General features: G+C 37.9%; 17 protein-coding genes. 11 read left to right on the top strand and 6 right to left on the bottom strand.

Annotated elements, in window-relative coordinates; translation table 11 throughout:
• Positions 1-64: 64 nt before the first annotated feature.
• Entirely contained in the window at positions 65-2,065 is a 2,001-nt protein-coding gene (locus tag EHQ24_RS14045; protein WP_135602195.1) for an LTA synthase family protein, read from the top strand.
• Here EHQ24_RS14045 and EHQ24_RS14040 read toward each other — a convergent pair.
• The gene (locus EHQ24_RS14040; protein WP_135602194.1) at positions 2,045-2,359 is read right to left on the bottom strand and encodes a 7(1) septoil knot domain-containing protein; all 315 of its coding nucleotides are present in this window, start codon (positions 2,357-2,359) and stop codon (positions 2,045-2,047) included. The two genes, EHQ24_RS14045 and EHQ24_RS14040, sit on opposite strands and share 21 nt — an antisense overlap.
• A gap of 65 nt (positions 2,360-2,424) precedes the next feature.
• Here EHQ24_RS14040 and EHQ24_RS14035 point away from each other — a divergent pair, with 65 nt between their 5' ends.
• Positions 2,425-4,788 (top strand): dual specificity protein phosphatase family protein, encoded by a 2,364-nt coding sequence (locus tag EHQ24_RS14035; RefSeq protein ID WP_135602193.1) that lies wholly within the window; start codon positions 2,425-2,427, stop codon positions 4,786-4,788.
• On the opposite strand, the gene EHQ24_RS14030 is transcribed toward EHQ24_RS14035, so the two are convergent.
• Together EHQ24_RS14030 and EHQ24_RS14025 are read right to left on the bottom strand one after the other, a co-directional pair.
• Positions 4,785-5,510 (bottom strand): lysophospholipid acyltransferase family protein, encoded by a 726-nt coding sequence (locus EHQ24_RS14030; RefSeq protein ID WP_244310460.1) that lies wholly within the window; start codon positions 5,508-5,510, stop codon positions 4,785-4,787. The genes EHQ24_RS14035 and EHQ24_RS14030 overlap by 4 nt on opposite strands.
• A gap of 174 nt (positions 5,511-5,684) precedes the next feature.
• Entirely contained in the window at positions 5,685-6,803 is a 1,119-nt protein-coding gene (locus tag EHQ24_RS14025; protein WP_135602191.1) for an LIC11274 family protein, read from the bottom strand.
• Positions 6,804-6,939: 136 nt separating this feature from the next.
• Between EHQ24_RS14025 and EHQ24_RS14020 the strand changes: the two genes are divergently transcribed.
• The 8 genes from EHQ24_RS14020 (at position 6,940) to EHQ24_RS13985 (ending at position 16,055) form a co-directional block, all read left to right on the top strand.
• Positions 6,940-7,818, top strand: coding sequence for a DUF2225 domain-containing protein (locus tag EHQ24_RS14020; RefSeq protein ID WP_135602190.1), 879 nt, complete (start codon positions 6,940-6,942; stop codon positions 7,816-7,818).
• Between the two features lie 4 nt (positions 7,819-7,822).
• On the top strand, positions 7,823-8,617 hold the full coding sequence (gene truA, locus EHQ24_RS14015; RefSeq protein WP_135602189.1) for a tRNA pseudouridine(38-40) synthase TruA: 795 nt from the start codon (positions 7,823-7,825) through the stop codon (positions 8,615-8,617).
• Positions 8,589-9,227 (top strand): hypothetical protein, encoded by a 639-nt coding sequence (locus EHQ24_RS14010; protein WP_135602188.1) that lies wholly within the window; start codon positions 8,589-8,591, stop codon positions 9,225-9,227. The genes truA and EHQ24_RS14010 overlap by 29 nt, the downstream gene beginning before the upstream one ends.
• A 1-nt stretch (position 9,228) precedes the next feature.
• Positions 9,229-10,527: an LIC11270 family surface protein gene (locus tag EHQ24_RS14005; RefSeq protein WP_135602187.1), complete on the top strand. Its 1,299-nt coding sequence runs from the start codon at positions 9,229-9,231 to the stop codon at positions 10,525-10,527.
• A 78-nt stretch (positions 10,528-10,605) separates the two neighbouring features.
• Positions 10,606-12,456: an adenylate/guanylate cyclase domain-containing protein gene (locus EHQ24_RS14000; protein WP_135602186.1), complete on the top strand. Its 1,851-nt coding sequence runs from the start codon at positions 10,606-10,608 to the stop codon at positions 12,454-12,456.
• Positions 12,453-14,345, top strand: a complete 1,893-nt coding sequence (locus tag EHQ24_RS13995; protein ID WP_135602185.1) for a FecR domain-containing protein — start codon at positions 12,453-12,455, stop codon at positions 14,343-14,345. The genes EHQ24_RS14000 and EHQ24_RS13995 overlap by 4 nt, the downstream gene beginning before the upstream one ends.
• Positions 14,342-15,406, top strand: coding sequence for a hypothetical protein (locus EHQ24_RS13990; RefSeq protein WP_135602184.1), 1,065 nt, complete (start codon positions 14,342-14,344; stop codon positions 15,404-15,406). The genes EHQ24_RS13995 and EHQ24_RS13990 overlap by 4 nt, the downstream gene beginning before the upstream one ends.
• A gap of 64 nt (positions 15,407-15,470) precedes the next feature.
• Positions 15,471-16,055 (top strand): hypothetical protein, encoded by a 585-nt coding sequence (locus EHQ24_RS13985; RefSeq protein WP_135602481.1) that lies wholly within the window; start codon positions 15,471-15,473, stop codon positions 16,053-16,055.
• Here the strand turns inward: EHQ24_RS13985 and EHQ24_RS13980 are convergent.
• From EHQ24_RS13980 to EHQ24_RS13970, 3 genes are read right to left on the bottom strand one after another with little or no spacing between them, the layout of a single operon-like run.
• Positions 16,028-17,125: a DUF1574 domain-containing protein gene (locus EHQ24_RS13980; protein ID WP_135602183.1), complete on the bottom strand. Its 1,098-nt coding sequence runs from the start codon at positions 17,123-17,125 to the stop codon at positions 16,028-16,030. The genes EHQ24_RS13985 and EHQ24_RS13980 overlap by 28 nt on opposite strands.
• Positions 17,126-17,133: 8 nt before the next feature.
• A complete protein-coding gene (locus EHQ24_RS13975) occupies positions 17,134-18,612 on the bottom strand; it encodes an MBOAT family O-acyltransferase (RefSeq protein ID WP_135602182.1) in 1,479 nt (492 codons plus the stop codon).
• Between the two features lies 1 nt (position 18,613).
• A complete protein-coding gene (locus EHQ24_RS13970) occupies positions 18,614-19,114 on the bottom strand; it encodes an NYN domain-containing protein (protein ID WP_279633556.1) in 501 nt (166 codons plus the stop codon).
• A 51-nt stretch (positions 19,115-19,165) separates the two neighbouring features.
• Here EHQ24_RS13970 and EHQ24_RS13965 point away from each other — a divergent pair, with 51 nt between their 5' ends.
• A complete protein-coding gene (locus EHQ24_RS13965) occupies positions 19,166-19,918 on the top strand; it encodes an SDR family NAD(P)-dependent oxidoreductase (protein WP_135602180.1) in 753 nt (250 codons plus the stop codon).
• Position 19,919 lies beyond the last annotated feature (1 nt).

Genomic DNA, 19,919 nt, shown 5'->3' with positions numbered 1-19,919 from the left:
AAATAAATCAACTGAAAGATCGGAAGTCGATTGACCACACTTATCATTCGCAAATTCTTTTTTTATGGCGAAGTTGTTTCCCAACCTTAAATTTTCAGATCGAATCTTTCTAACCTATATAACCTTTGGATTTTTAACCTTATTTTTAAGTCGAGTTTTGTTTCTTTTGGTTTATTCCTATCGTTTGGAAGAATTCCCCATTTTTATTTTACTCGGAACATTTTTTTTAGGCTTTCGATTTGATTGGGTTACCGTTTCTATTTTGTTAGTTGGTTTTTATCTTTTATCTATTTGGAAGACTGCCTCCAAACTTAGAACCTATCGTTATTTTTGGATAATCACTCCTCTTGTTCTTTATCCCTTTTGTTTGGTTCACCTTTTTGCGGATTTGTTATATTTCGAAAATGCAAACAAACACATTGGTTACGAAGCCATTGTTTTTTTAGGAGATTTGGATGTACTCGTTTCCTCTGCCTTCAAAGAAGCTCCGTTTAAAATTTTAAGTTTTATCCTGTTTATCGTTTTGTATATTTTAGGAATTCGGTATTGGATTCGCAAAAACAATATTACAAATCAAATTGACGAAGAAGAATCTTTTCCCAAAAAAATCATAAAAACATTGATTTGGATTCTTTTTTTCGCCATTGGATTTCGCGGTGGACCACAAGAGTCTCCGTTAAGAGCAAGCGAAGCAATCATTTCGGACGATGCTCTCATCAACCAACTTGCGTTAAACGGAATTTACACAACCATCAATGATTTTAAAAGCCAATCCATTCCCAAACATTTAAAAATGTCAGATACGGATATGTTGGCTGCCGTGAAAGAAGAGATTGGTTATGAAGGGGCCGAGTTTGTTAATGATCCTGAGTTTCCATTGGTACGTAAAATCGAAGGAATTCCAGGGAGAAAGTCCATCAATGTTGTTCTTGTCATCCAAGAATCTTGGACAGGAAAGTATGTTTGGCCGGTATCCAATGGAATTTGGTTGGATAAGGAAGTGACGCCGTATTACAACTCATTGGCGAAAAAAGGTCATAGTTTTAAAAAGTTTTATGCCAATGGAGGGAGGACAAGTAACGCACTCCTTTCTGTTCTGACGAGCATTCCCGACAGACCAGGCCTTACCGCCATTCGGACACCACAAATTTTAAGTAATTTTTCTGCGATTGGGAATCTATTTTCTGGATTTGGATACCAAACCAGTTTCATTACGGGAGATGATTTAAAATTTGATAGTTTGGCAACTATCCTTCCTCATTTTGGATTTCAAACTTTGATTGGAAAAGAAGACTTTCGTAAATCAGGAAAATACTCAATTGGTGCTTGGGGTTATGACGATGAACACTTGTATTCGAAAGCATTAGAAGAAATGGATTCTTACCAAAAAGAAAACAAACCATTTCTTATGACCATCCTCACCATGACGACACATTATCCTTATAAGGTGCCAAATTCTAAGTTTGAAATTTATGATCCTTCTGTAACAGATTTTGATTATCTCAATACCTATCATTATTCCGATTCAGCATTAGAAGTTTTTATGAAGGAAATACAAAAAAGAAAATACTTCGAAGATACTTTGTTTGTATTTGTAGGGGATCATACCCATCATAGATATCTTTCTTTTTATGAAGATCGAATGGTACCTTTTTTATTATATTCCCCAAAATACATTCAACCGAAGTTAGATGAAAAAATCGGATCTCAACTGGATGTTCTTCCAACGATTTTGGGAGTGGTAGGAAAAGAAACTTACTTTGCTGGATTTGGAAAAGACCTACGTCTCAAGTCTGTAAAATCAGGTAGCACTTATTTTGCTTATGGTAGCGCTTGTGGTTGGATTGATGACGAAAAAATTCTCTATCAAAGTGTAGATGGGGAGACTCAGTTTATTTTCCAAATGGTTCCCCCCTATGGCGAAGATCCGGTTTGTAAAGCAGACAAAAACCAATGTTCCAGACAAACTTTGAATGCGAGGGCATTCTTCAATTTGTCTTTAGAACTAATGAATCGTAATTCTGTTTACCCTCTTGAGGGTGCTTTACGGTACACCCGGAAATGAATCCACATACTTAACTTTGATGTCAGGAAAACTAGTAACAATCTGAACTTTAAAATCAGGAAAGGATGTGACCTCTTGCCACTTGCCGCAGTCAGAAGGAAAACTACTTACCTTTTGGACTTTTAAGTCGGGAAAACTATCTACAATTTGAACTTTGAAATCAGGGAAACTCGTAACAAACTGAACCTTTCCCGATAATTTTTTTCCTTTGAAAGTACAGTCGGATCCAACTTGTCCCGCAAATAGAGTGGATGTGAACAGAATTCCCAAACCAAAACTTAGTAACTTCTTCATACATTCTCCTATTTTTTAAGAAATAAATTCTAGATTTATTTTGGAAGCTGTCAATTCTTTTGTCCATGAATTCGGAATCAGCAATTCTCTTCACCCAATGCCTTCAAAATGACTTTGCTTCTTTATTGGATAAATATGATCCACTTCCCAATTACCTACACATTGGTTACCAAGAAGCAAGTCGGTTACTCGGTGAGATGATGGAAGAAGGGCCTGTATTTTCTTTACTTGACTGGGCTTATGAAACAGATCCAAATAAATTAAAACTGATTCATATCCGAGATTGGCACGATCCCAATGCAAAGACACAAGAAGACCACCTAACACAATTTGGGAATCATTGTTTAAAAGATACATCAGGCGCTGAATTTGTTTTTCAAAAATGGATTGAAGAAGAACCAGGGCGCGGGGTGATTGTGAACGCATCTGGACTCAATGACTTTGTAGATACAAATTTAGAGTCGATACTAACACCATACAAAGGTAAAAAATTAAAAGTAGGTATTACAGGAGTATGGACAGAAGCAAAAGTCACCTTCCTTGCTTATGATTTAAAAACAAGATATCCTGAATTTGAAATTGGTGTTTGTTCGGCACTTACGGCAAGTTCTTCTCTTTCTATGCATTTTATTGCCCTTGATCAATTGAAACAAATTTTAGGTGTAAGAGTTTTTTCATCCATTGGAGCTTTTACCGAATTTTTAACAGGAAGCCAACCCAATTTAGAAAAGAAGATCTCTACCAATTCACGAATTTCCACAGACAAACTCAAGTTAGATCCGAAATACCCAATCACCAAAACAGACAATCAGATTTTACTCTATTTATTTAGAGATTGCAAAGAAGTAGAGTTTAAAACCTTGGATGGTGGATTTTCTGGAAACGTAGTTTTAAAATCAAAATCCATTGATCATTTGGGTCATTTACAAGTGCCATGTGTTGTGAAAATTGGTGAACGTGATTTAATTGCCAAAGAAAGGACTGCTTTTGAAAGGATCCAAGAAGTTCTTGGAAACAATGCCCCTTCTATTGTAGATTTTTGTGAATTAGAAAACAGAGGTGCCATTAAATATCGTTATGCGGCAATGTTGGATGGAAATGTCAAAACCTTCCAAAAAATATACGGAACTATGTCTGATGGAGCGGGCCTTGATCGAATCATTGACACTGTCTTTGGAGAACAACTGGGCCGTTTGTTTGAAGCCGCATCCACGGAAAAACTGAACCTTTTAGAATACTACGACTTCCAACCCAAATATGCCAAATCAGTTCGCGCCAGAGTAGAATCGTTACTGGGAGGTCCACAAACTAAACCTGATATCGAAATTGTTCCTGGTGAATTGGTTCCAAACCCCTGTTTATTTTATGAAAAGGATTTGTTAGAACTAAAAGAATACAATGCCATCCCACACAACACTTCTTTTATTCATGGTGATTTGAATGGGGCCAATATCATCATCGATGGGCAAGAAAATGTATGGATTATCGATTTTTTTCACACCCATAGAGGCCATATCATTCGAGATTTATTAAAACTAGAAAATGATATTCTATTTATTTTTTGTAAAATTGAATCAGAAGAGGAATGGAAAGAAGCAGTAGAACTTACTGATTATTTGCATAACAAAGAAGATTTAGGAATTGAGCTGAGTTTAGAAACTCCCGATTTTTTAAAAAATGAAAAACTAAAAAAAGCTTACCGGGTGATTGCCAAACTTCGATCCTATTACCCACGTTTGGTGAAATTAGACAGAGATCCCTATCAAATGTATGTAGGTGCCTTACGTTACGCGATGCATACTTTATCTTTTGATGAAAGTAATGAATGGCAAAAGAAATGGGCTCTCTATGTTGGCTCCAAACTCATCATCAAAATTAAAGACTATATCAAACGTTCTAAAATATTAAGGATCGATTATTTACAACCTATCGCCAATGGAGGATCGGAAAACATTTCTAAAATTGGACTTACCATCCTTCCTGGTAGAAAAGATAGAGCTCGTGTGTTAGCCGATGATCTAAACACAATCAAAAAGGAAGGGATTTCTCATGTCCTTAGTCTCATCACAGAACAAGAATACTCTCAATATGGGGTATCAGATCTAAAATCCGAACTGAACCAAAATGGAATCGAACAAAAACAAGTCCCCATTTTAGACCAAAGAGTTCCGAGTCTAACGCAGATGAAAGAAATGGTAGAATGGATGGATCAGGCTTTAGTGAACCAACATCGGGTTCTGATTCATTGTGTAGGTGGACTCGGAAGATCCGGAACCGTTGCCGCAGCCTATTTGATTTGGAAACATGGATTGGATTCGGAGTCCGCCATCCAAAAAGTCAGAGAATCGAGAAGTGAACGAGCAGTAGAATCACTCGAACAAATTCGATTCTTAGAACTTTGGGAAAAAGAAATCAAACAGAAAATCTAAACAGTAGAAACCTTGGTTCTTTCAGCTTCTGTTAGTACATCTAACTCTTGTTTTTTGGATTGCATTAAGTTTTGAAGATATGTTTGAAATTCTTCCCAAGAAGAAAAATCATTAGGATCGTGAGAACCTAAACCCAAATAACCTACTACATTTCCTTTTTGGTATTCTTGATAGGTTGTAAGTCCCGATTTCAAAACCAAAAAAACAGGAATTTTTTGATCGAAAGCAATTTTCACCATACCTTTTTTGAGAGGAATGATTTCTTCTGAATAAGTATTTTTTCCTTCTGGATACACGATGTACGATGTGGTTTTCAAACCTTCGATTAGATTTTTTACAGAAACAGCAACAGACATGGCTTTCGAATTATCAAACACTTGAGAACCCATAGCCACCATCCACCAATAGGCAAACCACGCTTTTTTGATGACCTGATTTGCCAAAAACGGTTTTCGAATCACATAACAATCATAAGGAAAATCCATCTCGTTGACATGGTTTAAAAATATCATATGTCCTTTTGTAGGGACATTAATTTCATTGAATGTGATGAGTTTAGTTTTGGTAATTTTTAGGACATCTTCTGCCCAAATTTTGGTTCCTTCTAAGAACTCTTGAATCCGTGCTTCTTTGTTACCAGTAAGTGAACGATAAATTCCTCTGATCAGATAGGGGCTTGCTTTTCCAAAAACAAGAAGGGTGATTCTTAGGTAAACCTTCATCACCAAACGCCCGTAGTGGACACTGAGTCCGTGCAAATTTTTTTTTATGAGATCGTCAACGACCGGTATTTTCGCCATAGCAACAATTAGACAAAAGAGGTCATTCTGTGGAAATAAAAAAGCCCAAGAAAAATCTTGGGCTCTTCATTCGGAAACGGTGTTAACTAACGTTTCTTATTGTTGCGGAGTGGATGTGGATCCTGCGGCAGGTTTAGCCGGCACATTTAATGCTTTTTTACGTTCTTGGTCGTATTTCATGAACACCATATTGTTGGAATCCAAATCATACACTCGACCTCTTACGTCAGCATGATCCACACGATAATCTTCTGGAACACGAACATCAAACATCGCTTGGATGCGGTGATCATATTTTACATAAGGATTTTTTGAGAAGTCATAAGTGACTCCATCGACCTTCACTGGTTGGCCTTCCACAGGTGCACCATTTTCGTCTTTAAGCGTTTCTGATTTTGCTTGCGAATTGTTCAGGTAATAGTTGTCGTAAGGATATTTCAACTTATAGATGTTAATTGCATTGGCTTTAGAATCACGAGCCAAGTTGATGGCACCAAAGTATAAATCAATACGATACTTTCTGTGAGTTGGTTGGAGTTTTTGGTGTTTTTCCAAATTCTTTTCTACTTTTAAAGCAGTGGCTCTCGCTTCTTTCGCAAGACCTAAGTGTCTGTATCCCAACTCTAAGTTTTTCTCAATGTCATATTTATTATAACTGTAATGAGCTTCTTTCGGATCGTACATTCTTCGTGAGAATGGTGCTTCTCTTGGAATGTCCATTACATCCTGACGAAAATAAGAACCTTTGCCATACTCAATGGAGATATCAAGTAGGGCTTTATCCATATGATCGTTTGGATTTTTTCTTTCCATGGCAGTTTTCATCATTTCTTCTGCACGTAAAATGTAGAGTTGAGATAGTTCCTCTGTCATTTTTTCGATTCCCAATTGGCATTCGAGAAATCGTTGGTATGCAGAAGGAAAATTACCTTCGAAGTGGTACTGTAAACCTTCTTGGTAAATTCGTTTGGCTTCGTTGTATTTTTTCATACGAAAGCCTTCTTTCCCTTCCGGTGCATTGAGTTCCGTAGGTTTTCCTTCCGGATCTTCACCACGGAAATTTTTAACGATTGGTTCTAACTCACGTAAGTAAGTCAAAAGTTCAATTCGTTTGTGGTAGGATTTGCTAGAGACCGATTCTGCAAACATAGGTGCTTGCATCATGAGACTCATCATGAGAATAAGAAGGGATTGTTTCATTGCTCTGCCGTTCATTCCGTTTCCGTACTTTCCTTCCTTCGAAGAATCTTACAAGTAATTTCGGGGTGGCCCCTGTGAGTATTATCGGAGATTTCTGATATTGGATTGACAGATTGTATTTTAAAATTGAGCCTTTTCCTAGATTTTTCCTATGTCCCAAGCCGCTGCCCAGTCCAAAAAAGTATCTTTTCGAGCCAAAGAGTCCACAGCCTGCCCAATTTGTGATGAAAATCACCAAAAAGAACAAATGTTCCAAGGTGGTGGAAGGCTCATCGCTGGAAAGTTGGCTCAAGATTTACGTCGTTTATATGAAAAAAATAGAAAATTTGGCCGGGTTAGCCCACTTGATTATGTCATGTCAGTTTGCCCTAGGTGCCTATATTCCTCTTTTCCGAAAGATTGGAATTCACTGAATCCCGCTGACAACGAAGCCATTCGAATGGCGACAGATAACCGTAGAAGTTATATTGAAAAAATTCTTGGGCCACTTGATTTTACTGCAGACCGCCAAATTGCGTTAGGTGCTGCATCATATTTACTAGGAATGGATTGTTACCAACTCCGGGGTGCGAGTGTGGCTCCTACTCCGAAAAAAGCTGTTTGTGCGATTCGTGCTGCTTGGTATTTTTCTGACCTACATGATGAGTTCCCACATATTGGTTATGATAAAATTAGAGATTTACTCTACCAAAAAGCAGCAGTCATTTACGGTTATACATTAGAACTCATGCAGAATGGAAACGAACCTGTGGACCAAGCTGCAGGAATGCTCGGACCAGACACCGACAATAACTGGGGATTTGATGGTGTTATTTATTTAAACGCTTTTTTAACTAAAAAATTCAAGGACCAAATGGCTCCCAAACCTGAAGATCAAGTTTTACTTTTGTCTCGTGCCAAACGAACACTGGCTAGACTCTACGGTTCAGGAAAGGCATCCAAAGGAAAACCTGGACCAATTGTAGAAATGACACGCGAATTGTATGACGAATACAATGCCATTCTAGAAGCGATGGGAGGCGAGAAGTAAGGGTTTGCCCAATTACGCTCTTCTCGTCGAATACGACGGCACTCATTTTTACGGTTGGCAAAAACAAAAAAACTTACCTACGGTTCAGTCTGCGATTGAATCGGCTCTCACCATCATATTAAACAAAAACCCCGCATCACGTTTGTCAGTTGCTGGGAGGACAGATACGGGTGTCCATGGTTTGGGAATGGTTTGTAATTTTAAAACACTTTTGCCCATTCCCAATTTCCACAAACTTCTTGTTTCTATCAATGCACTCACACCCAAAGGTGTATCTGTCAAAAATGTTGTGGAAGTTCCTGCAGATTTCCATTCCAGGTTTAGTTGTACAGGTAGAGAGTATATCTACAAAATTTATTATAGCAAATACCAAAGTAGTTTTGTGGAAGGTAGAGCGTTCTGGGTCAAACACCGTGTTGATTGGGATTTTGTGGAAAACCAACTGAAAACCCTGGTGGGTGAAAAGGATTTTCGTTCCCTAACCAAAGCAAAATCAATGGCCGGCAAACGAGCAGTTCGCGAAATCTTTGACATGCGTTTGGAACGATTGACACCCGATTGGATCCAAATCCGAATCCGGGCCAATGGTTTTATGCACAATATGGTTCGTATTACTGTAGGAACTTTACTGGACATCGGGAAGGGACGTTGGAATTCTAGATCCATCGGCTCAATTTTGGAAGAGAAGAACCGTACGACTGCAGGAATCACCCTCCCGCCGGACGGACTCTATTTTGTCCGCGCATATTACGAAGATTATCCGGAAATTCATGAATTGTATAAAATCACTCTTCCTTAGCCTAATTCTCGCTCTCACTCTATTTTCCGGACTACTTTCCGCGCAAACCTTAGAAGAATACAACAAACGAAGGTATGAAATTGGGGGTTGGGTGGGAGCCGCAAACCCCATGCCAGGAACTCCTACGGTTCGTATTTTGGATACAACCCTTGGTGGGGGATTTTATGCCCGTATGCCATGGCCGTGGATATTTTACACCGAAGTCGGTGGTTCCTATGCCGTATTTTTATCCAGGTCAGAAAGAGCCCTCACAGCCATGCCTCTTTATGCTGCATTAGCTTACAAAATTCCAGTGGAACTTCCCATCCAATTCTTTCTCAAAGGGGGCGGAGGTTATTCTTATGTAGTCGCTCGTCCGGCAGATACGGCTCGGTGGAACCCGACCGCCTTTGGGGGGTTAGAAGCAAGTTTTATTGCTGGTCGCAGGATTCGAATTGGGGTACGATTGGATTATTATAAGATCTTTGAAACTCATATGGATGTTCCGGATCAATATAGATACCCGCTGGCTAGTCCTTATGATGATCCAAGGTTACAAAACCCAGCCAATTATACTTTGCAGAACGTAGATTTTTTCTATTTCGGTCTAACTGTTGGAGTGTTGTTTTGATATGAAGTCCTTCTTACTTTCTGTTATTATATTTCTAAATCTTGTCTTCGTCATTGATTGCAAAACCAAACTCGACCTAGGTGACGAATCCAAACTTCCCGTTATCTCCACTCTATTCAACAATCGTATGTTGTTACTTCTAAAGGGAACTTACGCCACTGACAATCCACTGGATTGGAGCGAACTCAACAATGGAACAGGGGATTTGTATGTAGATACACAAGGGGAAGGTCTTGATCCAACTATGACTTTGGTCAACCAACCCAAAGCGGGTAACATGCCTATCTTCTTAGATATTGGAGAAGTGAGAATCTCGAGTAAATTTGAAAAGGGTTATAATGAACTCACCCAAATTCGGGATACAGTGGATTCTAATAAGTTTTGGGATTACATTGCACCTAACAGGCAAGTATTTTGTACGGTAACTTATTCTTTTGATAACAACACTTGTACAGAAAGTAATGGAATTTTAAAGGCTTATGATTTTTTCAATGGAATCGGAGCCCAATTTCCATCGAATGACCCTTCCTCAGAAACAGTCAGTTGGACTTTTGCCACAGGACAACCTTGGATGGGCCGTGAGTATTATTATGCCGGAATTTACTTTCGATCCCTTGTCACAGGGTATGCATTAGACGCCGGAGTTCCTGTGTCTGGGCGATTTGACAATAGACCCATCATCAATGCTCTGAATATTGTTCCACGTAACAACTATGCTGCGGGTACAACTTCCTCGGAAAAAAATAATATTGTCCCAAAAATGTTTCCTGCATTGTATTCCCAACAACTCACCCAATCCATACAGTCAGATATGATGATTCGGGACGGATTTGATCCCTATATTTTAGAAGTACGGATCAATCTAAAAGAAAATCTAATGTTACATTCTTACCTAACAAGTAGAGGAACCACTGTTACTTATGTTGGGGTGAGCGATATCTTCTTTGACCACAAAGGGGAAGGTGATGCAGGCGGAAATATATTGACTAGAGCTCGTATCATCTATCCAGAAACGGCCTCAAGTCTCACAATCTCCGGTGGTGGGAATTCATTGTTACATTATTATGGCATTTTTCGGTATCACGAAAATGAATTTATCAACGTTTTGCCTCTTGCAGCGACACCCGCAAAACAAGGTGCCAAAATCAAATACCTGAATCCAGGTACATATAGGGCAGTTTGTTTGGGAGACCTAACAAAACAGGACGGTTATCCCGACACTGTAGTACGAGAGACTACATTTACGATCCCTGAATATCCTTTCCGTGAAACATATAACATTGATTTGACATGCCCTTAGTAAAAAAATAGTTTACGCTTTCAATTTTACTTTTTTTCTAGCGCCGTTTTTTGTGAACTTGGTAAAAGTACCAATCATATGAAAACGATCCTGCTAAAACTAAGCTCCCTATTCTCCAAAGATTCCCACTTACATGGCGAATTGCAGTTTCCAATTCGCTACAAACTCCTCCTCATCACCTCGATCGTTTTACTTGTTTCTATGTCGGGGATCATTTTTCTAGCTTCCTATTTTTTCAGAAAGGATAGTGAGGTTCGAGTTAAAGAAAACAATATTAAAATCAATGAGATCCTTTCTTTAAAAGTGAAATCGGATTTACATTCGATGAAACAAGATGTTCATATCACAGCATCTGCTATTTTAAGAAGTCCAGGTTCTGCCAATGCAATTGCAAAAGAGTTGTTCGAAGAAGATCAAAACTTTCTTTTGATTGGTGCCTATGATGTAAGTTTGAATCCGAAGTTCGAATCATTCAATGATGAATTTTTACAAAAATATGATTATCAAAAATCGGAAGTTAGAACATTAATTCGGAACATCCAACCCAAACTTAAAAAATCCTTTAGTGGTACGACTGTTATATGGAATGCTAGCCCACATTTCCGCCATCCCATCCTTTGCCTTAGTTTTCCTCTTTCGGAATCAAAAGACACTCATACAATTTTAGTCACACTGGTCAAACTGGATAGTTTGCTTGATGCCTTTCAAACCTCAGGACCAGTAGAAACTTTTTTAGTGAGTGATGATGGAAGTGTACTTGCCCATCCAGATGCAAAGGTAGTTCTATCAGGAATCAATCTTAACGATTTACCCATTGTGGAACGGATGAAAAAATCCACAGTTGACAATGGCCAATTTCGGTATGAAGCCAAAGACGGTGTATCCTACCTTGGATCCTTTAAAAAACTAGGCCTCGGTGGTGTGGGTGTGATTTCCCAAGTTAGGGAAGCAAAAATTTTCGAAGAAGTAAATAACATCCAAAAAAGAAATGTTTATATTCTCATCGTTTCTTTGGCACTTTCCTTTATCGTTGTTTATATTTTTGCAAAATCTCTATCCACACCCATTTTGAAGTTAGTGGATGCTTCTGAAGAAATCAGACGTGGGAATTACCATATCGAACTTCATGCTACAACACATGATGAAATTGGAACCTTAACCAAATCGTTCGTAAGTATGGGACGAGGTTTGGAAGAAAGGGAAAAATTAAAAGATTCCTTTGGAAGGTTTGTCAACCAAGACATTGCAGAACTTGCAGCCAAAGGAAAACTATCCATTGGTGGACAAAGAAAACACTGTTCCATCTTTTTCTCGGATATCAGAAGTTTTACGGCCATTTCAGAAAAACTGCAACCGGAAGAGGTTGTAGAATTTTTAAACCAATACATGACAGAGATGGTGAAATGTGTCCAAGACACCGGAGGAACCGTAGATAAGTTTATTGGTGATGCCATCATGGCAACTTGGGGAGCCCTACGTGATTCCAAACAACATGCAAAATCATCAGTAGAAGCTGCCCTTCGTATGCGGGAAGTACTTATCGAATTCAACAAAGGCAGAGGAACTGTCAAAAAACCAATCATCCAGATTGGATGTGGGATTAACACTGGCTATGTGATTGCAGGACAAATTGGAAGTTCCGATAAAATGGAATACACAGTGATTGGAGATTCTGTAAACCTCGCTTCCCGTGTGGAATCACTCAATAAAGAAACCAATACAGATATCCTCATCACAGAATCCACTTACCAAGAAATCAAATCCGATTACCACGTGATCAGTATGGGAGAAATTGAATTAAAAGGGAAATCCAAGGCTCAAAAAGTTTATGCAGTTCTTGGAAGAAAATCAGACCCAAATTATCCGAAAAATTTGACCGAACTACAAAAGTTAGTCGGAATCACTGTTACTAAAAAGGGGAAAAAATGAATTTAGACAAACGAGACCGCCTCGTCTTATTTACCCTACTCGGTGTTGCTGTTTTATTTTCGATTTTGTTTTATTTGGATTTGAATCGTAAAATTGGAATTGGAGACCGCGAAGTTGTTGGAACCATATTTTTTAAAAACAATATTGTCCAAAGAAAATTTGAAGATGAGGTGATTTGGGAAAAACTTGAAAACAATAGCCCACTCACTAACAAAGATACAATCCGTTCGGAAGCATTTTCCGATGCACTCATTCGCCTAAAAGACGGAACAGAAATTAATATTGATGAAAACTCAATGTTTAACTTAGATTTAACGGGAGAAGAACCAAATTTAGAATTTACCCAAGGTTCTTTGGAAGTTAAAAAAGACGATTCCAAACCCAACCAACTAAAAATCACAAGTTCCGGAAGTGAAATCAGCGTAGACTCTGGAAATGTTAAAATAGAAAAATCCAAAGAAAGAGACTTAAGTTTATTTGTAGAAAAGGGAAAAACTACGGTCAAACACCAAGATGGAAAGTCTGTGGCCGTGGAAGAAGGGAAAAAAGCAGAATTCAAAAAAACAGGAATTGAAATCAAAAAAATTCCCGTGGTTCTTTTGGCTCCTACTTCGCAAAAATTATTTTTTACAGATCCAGACGATGTATCTGTAAATTTCAAATGGAAACAAGAACCTGGATATGGAGATCCTAATATAGAAATCTCTAGATCACCTAACTTTCAGATGACGTTTATCAATGAAAAAGTGGACGGAACCGGAAGTTCTTTCCGATTGAAAGAAGGAACTTTTTATTGGAGAATCAGAGTTAAAAACAAACAAGGAACCGACTTTGAGTTTAGCGAAACAAATAAATTCTTTGTCACAAAACTAGAGTCATTTCAAGGAGAGTCACCTGAACAAGGAACTATTTTTCCCTTTGTCCAAACCTATCCACTGGTCACTCTCACTTGGACAAAACTAACAACCGCCAACTCCTATCAATTGGTTTTATCCAATTCACCTAAACTCACAAATCCGATCAAACAATTGGAAACAACTGCCAACCAAATTTCTTATGATGATTTAAAGGAAGGCACATATTACTGGAAGGTGGTTGCCAAATCTTCTTTTCCTGACACCAAAGACAGAGAAAGCGAAGTTTTATCTTTTATTATCAAAAAACAAAACACAATCCCTGCGCCTAAATGGTTACGGCCTGCCAATGGATCCGAGATTTCCAGTGACGAAATCAAACAGAACCAAGCCATTTTGATTTGGGATGGAAATGCAGAATTAAAATCCTACCAACTAAAAATAGCTACTGATTCCAAAATGAAAAATATTGTTTTCTCTGAAGAAACTGCTTCCAACTTTCTTGTACCTAACTGGAATCAAATGGGAAAAGGTAATTTTTATGTTAGTCTTGTTGGTAAATCAAAAGAAGGAAAGGAAACAGAAGTTTCTTCTACTTTAAGTTTTACAGTAGTGGATAAAAAGAAAAAACCAGAACCAGAAGAAGAAACAATCGAAAACAAACTAGAACCAAAACTGGAAATGATGTCTCCCAACGGAACCATTGTACAAATGAAAGGAAAATCAAGTTTGGACTTCCAATGGAAGGTGACTGGAGCCACACCAGACAAATACGATTTAGTTTTATACCAACATTCAGGTGATAAAAAAACTGCAATTTATAAAATCACCACAAAAGAATCCAAACATAACTTAAAAGATTTGGGAATTTTGGATGAGGGAGCTTTCTCTTGGGATCTCAGCGTATATAAAGATTCCAACTTACTATTATCTAGAAAGGGAAGTTTTATCTTGGCATTGGATCAGTTTAAATCATTAAGACCAACTGATATCGAATTCATTTCACCAAAACGGTTATACAAAGAAAAACGATGAAACTAAATACAAAAAGAATTATATTATTTTTATGTTTTGTCTCTTTCTCGATTGGGGCACAAGACGGAACCAAACTCATTGCTTGGAAACCAATTGACGATGCTAGTGGGTATCAAATTCAAGTGAAAGAAAAAACTGGGAAAATCGTTATTGATAAAAAGATTGATACACCTTACCATTCCATCGAAGATCTTCCTTCTGGAGTGTATTTAGTAAGGACAGCACCTTTAAACTTATTTAAAAAACCTGCGGTTTGGTCGGTTTGGAAAGATTTAGAAGTCATCATCTCCGAACCACCTCTAGTAGTGACCGAGGAAGAAAAACCCATCATTCTTCCTAAATCAGAAACTAAGTCAGAAAAAACAATTTCGAACTTAACCATTGAAGGGGAACATTTTTTAGATGCTACACAAGTAGATTTATCAAAAAAAAATGAATCACTTCCAATTTTGAGTAAAGAAGTAAAATCAGCAGAACGGATTGATATAAAAGTGGATACCACTGAAGCAAAATCTGGGCCTTATGATTTAACAGTCACCAATCCTTACCAAAAACCGAAAGTGGTTTCTAACTTCCTTCAGGTGGAAGAACCAAAACATACTACGCTTACAGATTCAAAACAAGAACCTTCTGTTTCACAAAAAATAATACCAAAAGAAAATCCAGAGACAAAAAAAACGAAAGTGGCCGTTCCCAAAGGCAAAGTTTTTCACGATTATACTTATGAAGAGATGTTAGCATTTTTAGAATCAGATGTAGCGGTAAATTGCAAACATACGAAAGTCCCAGCCTTAACTCTTAGCGAATGCCACAAAACATACGTTATTTTAAACTTTTCGAGTGAGGACAATCACTCTGTATTTGAGTTCTATAAATTGATCAGCGAGAATCAATCTAACAGAATCAGTGCCTACCAGTTTTTTAGTACCAACTGTTCTCCAAAATTTCGACCTGCCTTGGAAAGAATGGAGCTGCAATCGAAAAATCGAAGTAATCTAGACCCTGATGAACGGCAATCGTTACTCCAAGAATTGACTAAATTTCGAACTTGTTCGAGGTAATTTCTTTTTCTTTTGCTTGTAATGAATCCCTTTTTTTAGTCTTATTAAGGAAATGAGATATTCTTTGATAGCCTCGGTTGGAATTGTACTTGCGACCGTACATACCCTCCATTCCGAACCATCCGTTCTGAGCCAAAATGTGAAAGAAGTCACAACAAGAATCCAAGATTTGGCTCTATATCCTACTCTTTCTAAAAAAAGACTTTATGGAGCCGTTTCTAAAGGTGGCGCCATTCGATTTGATTTAAAAGCAGGAGAGGCTTCTCCTCAATCCATTGGTATTGGTGTCGCAACAGATGGAAAGTTAAAGGAATGGATTCTTACCGTGTATTCTGGCAACGGCCAAAACGAAAATCCAACCATCCTAAGAAAGGAAAAAATCGAAGGCGAAGTGCAATGGGTTTTTGAGTTGTTAGCTCCACCGGAAGAAATTACGGTCGAAATTCAAAACATACATTCTGACACACCCGTCTCTGTGGTAGAAATCATCCATGGATATTATTATGGATATTCAGTGGATAAAGAAAATAATAACAAACCCCAACCACAAAATCCTACCAAACCAAACCCAGCTGATCCAGAAAAACTTTCTCCGAATGATTTGCAAAATCGAACTGAGTTTTACCGAGCACCTTTTACAAAAGACTGAATTAAGTTTTTAAAGATAAAGTCAGTATACTCATCGTAACAAGTCGGAGACATATGACCTGCATCACTAAAGTTGTTGCAGGTGTAGTTCGGGTCATCGTTCATATTCCAAAACGGCACTCCATTTTTTTTATGGTATTCAATCATTCTTGGATACCAATCATGATACACCGTATCTTCTTTTCCGTTCCCTACTGAAACTTTTAAATTCCTGATATGATCCATGTATGGCAAAGAAAGCCTTACCCAAATCACAGCGGAAGGTACACCAAGATCCTTTGCTAAATCCAAAGATTGGTCTGTAAAACTAAGCACTTGGTCAGAAAAATGAAAGGGAACTAAATAAGAATGAAAGTCTCCAAAGGCAGATTTTTTTAACAACTCCTGTGGAAGGACTGACTTATGTGTGCCCGGTGTCATCGCAGAACCCTTCCCTCTATTTAAGTTTTCCATTAGATTATTACGAAGTTCTCTATATGGAATGAGAAAAGCTTCTTTGTTTTTGGCTCTAGTGAGAATGACTTCTAACTTTGGACGATATTGGTAAGCACGAAACATTCGTTTGGCGATTAGTGTAGAAATATCGTCAGTGGAAAATAAAGAAAAATGTTTTAATACAAAAGATACATTTAGGCCATTGGTAAGAGTTTCATCTACTTTTAAAGTGGCCGAAGAATTATACATTTCCACAGAATGATCGAACAAAAAGAAATCGGGTTTTACCTGGTCTTTATGAAACTTTTCCATCCATTGTAATACATAATCAGGTTTTCCTCCGGGAACGGAGAAATTAAACATCACCCATCCTGGATATTTTTTGTGAATGTATTCGTTATCAAATAAAAGAGCACGTGAATTTCCAAAATAAACCAAAACCTTATCGCGGTTTTTGTTTGATAAATAAACTTTTAAGTCTTCATACAATTGATCTTTTTGGATGTAATTAATATCGGAAAGTGATTTTGAAAAATAAGTATGTACGTTTTCAAGAAGTAACAATTTGTCGAGACAGAAGGTTAAAAATACAACAAAAAATGGGACAAGCAAATATCTGTTACGAATGAATTCCACAATGTCTCCTAAAACTTATAATAGATAAACTCTCCACCATCTTGCGAAAGTGTGGCGAGAAGGAAAATAGTAATCACACCAAGTATGGGGACTAACCATACATCATGTTTTCGGATACGTTCCCAAAACTCAGGAACATACTGGATATGATGAAAAAATAAAAGTGCAATCGAAGTATAAAAAATTCGTTCCAAGTTTTCGATGTGTTGGAATCGGAATGAAGAACCATTTCCAAATAAAGAAGTAGCTGAAACCAACCACTGATTGGAATCACCCAAAAACATAATCTCCAAACTGTTAGTAAAGTGAGTGAAAATTCCATGGAAATGGTCAATCATATTGGTTGCATTGTTTGAACGGAACATGAGTCCCGAAATAGAAAACAAAACGAATACAATGAGAGCCTTACATACAATTAAAAATTTATTTTTCTCTGGAGTTAACTTCCAACCTAGACTGTCTTCGAAATAACGTTCGGCAGCAAGCAACACACCCCAATAAAATCCCCAACAAATAAAAGTATAATCAGCACCGTGCCAAAATCCACCGAGTGTCATGATGATGATGAGGTTTAGGTAAGTACGAACTTCTCCTTTGCGAGACCCACCGAGTGGGAAATAAATATAATCCCTTAACCAAAAAGACAAAGTGATATGCCAACGTTTCCATAGTTCTCTTCCTGATGTAGAGAAAAAGGGAGCTTTGAAGTTTTCAGGTGTTTCAAATCCTAAAAACAATGCGATAGAACGTGCCATGTCGGTGAGGCCAGAAAAATCACTGTATACTTGGATTGAATAACATACCCCAGCGATAAATAATGAAAAGGAATCATACTCAGCAGGAGAACCAAACACCGGTGAGATGGTGAGTGACATTGGATCTGCCACTAGAACTTTTTTCACAAGTCCTGACATGAGTAAGTAGGAAGCCCGGTACATTTTTTCTTTGTTTGGAACAAGTTTGTCTAAATTAGGAAAAAAATCAGACATCCTCATGATGGGTCCGGCAATTAGTACAGGGAAAAATGCCACAAACAAAAAGTAATCTTCTACCTTAACCAAAGGTTTGGAAGAATCACGATAAGTATCTACAGCAGCGGCAATGACTTGGAAAGTATAAAAACTAATTGCAAGTGGTAAAGCAATGTGAATGAGATCGGGAACTTGTTTAAAGAACGGATAGTTCGTAAGATCAGCAAGAACCTTACTGAAAAAATATATATATTTAAAAAATCCTAAATTGATGAGGTTGAGTGATACAGTAAGTCCGATCCAAAACTTTGTGGGAGTGGATTTGATTTTGCGATACAATAGATAATTGATGCCAATGACGATAAGAAAATGAACAGTCAGTCCGAGTGAAAAGTAGGCGTAAAAACCAATCCCAGCGATAAGCAGGAAATACTTTCTTACCTCTTTGGGAATGGCCCAGTAGAGCAAATAAACAATGGAAAAAAAGATTAAAAATGGGATTGAGTTGAACAACATATCAAGGAAGGAATTGTCTCTCCCAGTAATCGGTTTCCGAACTTGGTGTCAATCCTTCTTTCAGGTGGTTAAATTCCGTTTCGTCCTCTTCTGTTTCCCGTTTGACCCATTCGGCATAAAACTCTTCCGAAGTCATTCGTTTGGCCCGAAGCCTTCTTGCAAAACTGATGATTTCTTTGTCCGTTGTGATCACCAAACACTGCGAAGGTACAGGACATAAATTGAGATAACCAATGATGAGTTCATCTGCTTTTTTTTCATGACTGTAGTGAACTGAAAATTTTCCTAAATCTTCCGAATAACAATCGGAGGTAAGATCCTTTTTTCCGTCAAAAAACACCAAAATTTTGGAATGTTTGTCCTCATTATAGAATCGATCTAGATGCACAAGTAAACCATCCCGGGCATCTTGTAGGCGGTATTCGCCCAAACAAAAAGCCAAATCGGGAAATTTATACATCAGATTCATCCCATCGATCAGGATTCTCTCAATTACGGGCACAACTCTATTGAAACCACTTGCCAGATTCGATTAAACCAAAAAAACGTAAACATGGGGAAAAAAATAATCATCGTCGGTGCCTCGAGCGGAATCGGAAAAGCCATAGCAGAAGCTGAATTGAAAGCAGGAAACTCTGTGGTTCTTTTGGCCAGAAGGGAAAAACCCTTAGAGTCCATATCTAAAAAATCAAATACAAACAAAGAAAAAAGAGCCTTCCCTTTGGTCTTTGATGTGACAAAATTTTCCACAGCGGAAAAAACTTTTGAAAAAGCAGTCTCCCTACTCGGCGGACTGGACGAAGTGTATTTTGCTTCCGGTGTGATGCCGCAAATTTCTCCTAATGAATACAATACGACAAAAGACTTGGAAATGTTAAATGTCAATCTTCTCGGAGCAGTTGCCTTTTTAAATCCGGTTGCTAATTATTTTACAAATCAAAAGTCAGGGAAAATCATTGGAATCTCTTCTATCGCCGGTGAACGCGGTCGCAAAGGGAATCCTGTTTACAATACCTCCAAAGCTGGTCTCAACACATATTTGGAAGCTCTCCGCAATCGCCTCTCTGAATCAAATGTCCAAGTAACAACGATTAAACCAGGATTTGTGATTACGGAAATGACCCAAGGTCTCAAACTTCCAGAAAAAGGACTTATGAAAGCAATCACTGCCGAAGAAGCCGCAGAAAAAATTCGCAAAATCGTTGCTAGTGGCAAAGACGAGGCATTTGTTCCAGGAATCTGGGCACTTGTTGGTCTTATCATTCGTAACATTCCCAATTTCATTTTTAAAAAACTGAGTATATAAT

The organism is Leptospira noumeaensis, assembly GCF_004770765.1.
In the GTDB taxonomy this organism is placed as follows: Bacteria; Spirochaetota; Leptospiria; order Leptospirales; family Leptospiraceae; genus Leptospira_A; species Leptospira_A noumeaensis.
Note: the sequence above shows the minus strand (reverse complement) of the source record. Positions and strands in the feature narration are given on the sequence as shown.